This is a genomic window from Natronomonas sp. CBA1123 (assembly GCF_009741925.1).
Classification (GTDB): domain Archaea; phylum Halobacteriota; class Halobacteria; order Halobacteriales; family Haloarculaceae; genus Natronomonas.
This window is the reverse complement of the sequence record NZ_WPCC01000077.1, coordinates 1-5,364: the sequence shown is the minus strand read 5'-3', so window position 1 is coordinate 5,364 and position 5,364 is coordinate 1. Positions and strand designations below refer to the sequence as shown.

6 protein-coding genes are annotated in these 5,364 nt (G+C 66.5%); 4 read left to right on the top strand and 2 right to left on the bottom strand.

The features are described from left to right. Positions 1-284: zinc ribbon domain-containing protein (locus GJ631_RS18150; RefSeq protein ID WP_197425193.1), on the top strand; the 284-nt coding region annotated here is incomplete at its 5' end. Positions 285-327: 43 nt separating this feature from the next. Continuing rightward, a complete protein-coding gene (dnaJ, locus tag GJ631_RS18145; RefSeq protein ID WP_156710499.1) occupies positions 328-1,473 on the top strand; it encodes a molecular chaperone DnaJ in 1,146 nt (381 codons plus the stop codon). Here dnaJ and GJ631_RS18140 read toward each other — a convergent pair. Both GJ631_RS18140 and GJ631_RS18135 read right to left on the bottom strand, forming a co-directional pair. After that, the gene (locus GJ631_RS18140) at positions 1,470-2,204 is read right to left on the bottom strand and encodes a hypothetical protein (RefSeq protein ID WP_156710498.1); all 735 of its coding nucleotides are present in this window, start codon (positions 2,202-2,204) and stop codon (positions 1,470-1,472) included. The genes dnaJ and GJ631_RS18140 overlap by 4 nt on opposite strands. Before the next feature lie 59 nt (positions 2,205-2,263). Then, positions 2,264-3,094: an aldo/keto reductase gene (locus tag GJ631_RS18135; RefSeq protein ID WP_156710497.1), complete on the bottom strand. Its 831-nt coding sequence runs from the start codon at positions 3,092-3,094 to the stop codon at positions 2,264-2,266. 111 nt (positions 3,095-3,205) lie between these two features. Here GJ631_RS18135 and GJ631_RS18130 point away from each other — a divergent pair, with 111 nt between their 5' ends. Both GJ631_RS18130 and GJ631_RS18125 read left to right on the top strand, forming a co-directional pair. Then, positions 3,206-4,387 (top strand): MFS transporter, encoded by a 1,182-nt coding sequence (locus tag GJ631_RS18130; RefSeq protein WP_370518736.1) that lies wholly within the window; start codon positions 3,206-3,208, stop codon positions 4,385-4,387. A gap of 58 nt (positions 4,388-4,445) precedes the next feature. Next, on the top strand, positions 4,446-5,364 hold a 919-nt coding region (locus GJ631_RS18125; RefSeq protein ID WP_156710496.1), incomplete at its 3' end, for a geranylgeranyl reductase family protein.

The window sequence follows — 5,364 nt, the reverse complement described above, 5'->3', positions numbered from 1 at the left end:
CCGAACCAGAACCCGAACCAGAACCGGAAATAGAGGAACCGGAGGAGACGGACACGATTCAGTGTCCCGTCTGCTCGACTTCCGTCTCGGAGGACCGCCAGTACTGTCCGGCCTGTGGACAGTCGCTTCACGAGCAGTGTCCGGTGTGTGGAACGGGCGTCGAGGGGGAGGTGTACTGTCCGGAGTGTGGCAGCCGCCTCGAAGAGGCCTGTCCGGTCTGTGATGCGACCCGGGTCGACGACGAGCGATTCTGTGAGGGATGTGGGCACGATTTCGAGGCGTGACCCGTTCTTTTGAAGTGTCTCAACCGATTACCCCCTACAACGAATGAGCGAGGACTTCTACTCGGTGCTGGGCGTCGACCGCGACGCCAGCGAAGACGAAATCAAGAGCGCATTCAGGGAGAAAGCCTCGGAGTACCATCCGGACGTTTCGGACGACCCGAACGCCGAGGAGAAGTTCAAGAAAGCCAAGAAGGCAAAGGAGGTGCTGTTGGACGACGAGAAGCGCCAGATGTACGACCAGATGGGCCACGAGCGCTTCGAGCAGGCCGACAAGCGTGGCGCGACGGACTCCGGCGCCGGCGGCATGGGCGGTATGGGTGGCCCGTTCGGTGGCGGCGGTGGCGGAGCCGGCGGGATGAACGACATCTTCGAGCAGTTCTTCGGCGGTGGCGGCTCTCAGTCCGGACCCCGACAGGGCGCGGACCTGAAGACCCGTCTCACGGTCGAACTGGCGGAGGCCTACGAGGGCGTCACGAAGCAACTCACCATCACGCGCCCGGAGACGTGTCCGGACTGTGACGGCGCGGGCCACCCGCCGGACGCCGACGCCCGCACCTGTTCGGCGTGTAACGGTCAGGGCCAGCGGACGACGGTCCGCCAGACCCCCCTCGGACGAGTCCAGCAGACTCAGACCTGCCAGCAGTGCGACGGCGAGGGGACGATTTACTCCGAGACGTGTTCGACCTGCCGCGGCGAGGGGCAAATCCGAAACGAGGCGACCCTGCAGGTCGAAGTCCCCGCGGGTATCCGGAGCGGTCAGACCCTCCGGATGGAGCGAGAGGGCGCCCCCGGAGAGAACGGCGGCCCGAACGGCGACCTGCTCGTCGAAATCGAAGTCGAGGAAGGCGAGGAGTTCGAACGCGACGGCGACGACCTCCGGTATCGACACCCCATCTCCTTCCCACAGGCCGTCTTCGGCGACACCGTCGAGGTACCGACGATGGACGGCACCGTCGAGATGGACGTTCCGGCCGGAACCCAGAGCGGCGAGACGTTCCGCCTGCGCGACAAGGGGATGCCGCGACTCCAGCGCCGTGGACACGGCGACCTCTACGTGAAAGTACAAATCGTCACGCCCGACAACCTAAACGAGGAACAGCGCGAGGCCCTGGAGGCCTTCGCAGAGGCCGGTGGCGAGGAGATAGACGTCGAACAGGGCTTCTTCGAGAAGTTGAAGAACTCTTTCTAATCGTCGCCCGACCGCGGACGCACGAGGTCCGCGAGCGTAACCGTACAGCCGAGCAGCCACCCCAGCGGCGTGGCGATGCCGACCCACATCAACACGACGCCGATACCCTCCAGACTGTAGTTGTTCCGGAGGAACTCGTTGAGACCACCGACGAACAGAATGTTGTCCAGCAGGTAGATGGCGAGTTCCTCGCTACCTTCGAGGACGCCGCTCAGCGAGGGGTCGTACAGCGCCGCGACGACCGGCGGCAGGAAGATGGCGTTCATCGCGAAGGGGTAGGCGAAGACGACGGTCGTCCCGCGGCCACCGAGGCGGGTGAATCCGGCCGCCAAACCGGCAGAGACGACAGCGACGACGCTGGCGGCGCCGACGGCGACGAAGCCGTCGAAGGAGAGCCGCACGCGGGCGAGTGCGGTCAGCAGTCCCCACAGCACCGCCGCGAGGACGACCACGCCGATGACGCCCAGTCGCGTCGTCGCGCTGTCGAATCGGCTGGCGTTGAACCGCGCGGCGAAGCCGACGAGCAACAGCGGGTACAGCAGGGCGACGATGGGGACGCCCAACGCCATCCACAGCCGGTATTTGATTTTGTCACCCTGCGTCCGGGGTTGCCACTTGCCGAGCACGCTGTGGACGGCGGTTCGCTGTCGCGGGAACACCAACTCCATCCACGTCTCGTGGAGCCGTACAACGTCAATCTTGATTCCCTCGACGAGACCGCCGTCTGACATACCCGCACCGTCCCGGCGCGATTAAAAATAGGTTCCGGCTATCGGGGGCCGGCTGAGGCTTACCAGCCGTCGGGGCCGAAGTCGGGGTCGATGAGTCGCCGTTGTTCGTCGATGTCGTCGATTCGCTCGATATCGGCCGCCGAGAGGTCGACGCCGAGCGACGACCAGTTGTCGCGGATGTGGGCCTCGCTGGTCGCCTTCGGAATCGCGGTGACGCCCTTCTCGCGGAGCCACGCGAGACTCACCGCCGCCTCGCTGACGCCGTGGTCGTCGGCGATGTCCGAGAGCACGTCGACGTCGAAGACGTCGCCTCTGGCCAGCGGCGAGTACGCGACGAGTTCGATGCCCGCATCCTCGCAGTACTCCCGCAGTTCTCGCTGCTGGAGCAGCGGGTGCATCTCGACCTGGTTGGCGAAGATGGGTGCGTCGATGGCCTCGCGGGCCGTATCGAGGTGTTCGGGTTCGAAGTTCGAGACGCCGATTCGCTCGATGGTGCCGGCATCGTACAGTTCCTCGAAGGCCGACAGCGTCCCCTCGGGGTCGTAGGCGTCGGCCGGCCAGTGGACGTACAGCAAGTCGAGATAGTCGGTGCCGAGGCGGTCGAGGCTCGCCTCCGTCGAAGCGAGTACGTCGTCGTGGGCCAGTTGGTCTATCCACACTTTCGTCGCGAGGAAGACGTCCTCGCGGTCGACGCTCGCGGCGTCGATGCCCGCACCGACGGCGTCTTCGTTGCCGTAGGCCTGTGCAGTGTCGACGTGTCGATAGCCGACGTCGAGGGCCGTTCGGACCGATTCGGTACACTGTTCGGGGTCGTCGTTCTGCCACGTGCCGAAGCCGAGTGCCGGCATGCCGCTGTGGTCGGGAACGCTGTTGCTCTCCTGTTGAGACATACCAGCGACTTCGAGGGTGCTGCCGAAAACCGTTGCGACACCGGCGAGGGTTCCCTCGAGTCAACGGCGGGAAACCGCAAGGGTGTTGTCGGCGGATACTGAAGCGCGTTCGTGGTCGTTCAGTACCGATACGTCGCTCTCGCGTTGTGTACGCTCGCGTTCACCGCGACCATGGTCGCACGGCTGGCCATCAGCCCGCTGGTACCCGACATCACCGCCGATTTCTCGGTCTCGAAGGGCGCCGTTGGCCTCGCCCTCTCTGGAATGTGGGCCGCCTACGCCCTCTCGCAGTTCCCGAGCGGCATCCTCGCCGACCGGTACGGCGAGCGGGCCGTTATCCTCGCGGCCGTCGGTATTACCGCCGGAGCGAGCCTCCTGCTGTCGCTGTCGCCGACGTTCGCCGTCTTCGCGTTGACCGTCGTGGCGCTCGGCGCCGGGGCCGGCCTCCACTACAGCGTCGCGACCTCGTTTCTCGCCCGCCACTTCGAGCAGGTCGGTCGCGCAATCGGCGTCCACGTCGCCGGCGGACCACTGGCCGGTCTCGCGACTCCTGTCGCGGCCGCGGCGGTCGGCGCACGCTACGGGTGGCGGGCGGCGATGCTGCTCGGTGCCGCCGTCGCCGTCCCCGTCTTCGTGCTGTTCTACTGGCAGATACGGCGGACGCCGCCGGCCCGCCCGAATCTCACGATGCGGTCGCGGCTCGAAGTCGAACCCCTTCGGGAGTTGCTCTCGCGTCCGGAAATACGGTACACGACGGTGATGGCCGTCGGCGGCGCCTTCACGTGGCAGGCGACGGCGTCGTTCCTGCCGGCGTTCCTCATCGAACACCACGGACGGTCGGTCTCGACCGCCAGCATCCTGTTTTCGGTGTACTTCGTCGTCCACGGCGCGACCCAGCCGCTGTTGGGTGGCCTCTCGGACCGCGTGGGCCGTGACGGCGCTGCCGCCATCGCCTTCGGGACCGGCGTCGTCGGCTACGGCGCGCTCGTCGCCGTTCCCGACGGCCCGACCGTCTTCGCCGCCGTTCCCCTCGTCGGCGTCGCGATGTCGTGGGGCGCGCCCGTCCAATCGCGGTTCATCGACAACCTCGGCGAAACCGAACGCGCCGCAGGCTTCGGCCTCGTCCGGACAGTCTACATGCTGCTCGGCGCACTCGGGAGCGTCGTCGTCGGCGGCCTCGCCGATTTTACGGGCTGGACCGTCGCCTTCGGCCTGCTCGTCGCGCTCTTGGCCGGCGAATTCCTGCTCGCAGTCGGGCCGACCGTCCGAAGGCGCCTCGCTCCGTCGGTGTGAGCGTTCGAGTCCGTCGTGACGGCTAGGTTATTTATACGGGAGCGTGGAACGCCCCGACATGCCTCCAGAGACGTACGACATCGCCGTCGTGGGGGGCGGAACGGCCGGCTGTTTCGCCGCCGCGGCCGCCGCCCGGGACGGACTCGATGTCGCCCTCCTCGAGCGAAAATCCGCGTCCGAGGGTGGCCACATCGCCTGTGGCGACGCCATCAAGGGCACCAGTACGTTCCCCGACGTCATCGACCGCGAGTACCTCCGCGAGGAGTCGTTCACCAACGAGAACATCCAGCGCGCTCGCTTCGAGAACCCGAAGACCGGCGAGAACCTCGACATCGGCTTCGGAGACGCCAGTGGTGCCGTCGTCGACCGGAAGCGCTACGGCGAAGTCCTGCTGGAGGAGGCCGACCGCGCCGGCGCGGACGTCCACTACGACACCGTCGTCCAGGATGTCGTCCAGAACGGCGCCGTCACTGGCGTGACCGCGACGGCTCGCGGGTCTGTCCGAGAGTTCGAAGCCAATATCGTCGTCGACGCCGCCGGGTCGCTGTCGCTTCTGCAGGACCGCACGGACTTCGAGGAGACGACGTTCGACACCAACGTCAACTACCAGCAGTTCTGTTCGGCCTACCGCGAAATCGTCGAGGTGCCCGAACCCGTCGAATGGCACGACGCCATCGTGTTCAAGCCGGCGTCGGAACTCGGTTACCTCTGGTACTTCCCGCGGACCCCCACCGAAATCAACGTCGGATTGGGGTTTCAGATGAACAAGCCGCCGATGAAACTCGTCGAGGAGCTGAAACGTGACCTACGGACCCGCCCGGAGTTCGAGGATGCGACGGTGAAGGACAAACTCGGCGCCGCTTTGCCCACCCGCCGCCCGTACGACTCGGCGGTCGCACCGGGCTACATCGCCGTCGGCGACGCTGCCGGCCATGTCAACCCCTGTACCGGCGGCGGCATCCCCGGCGCGGCGAAGG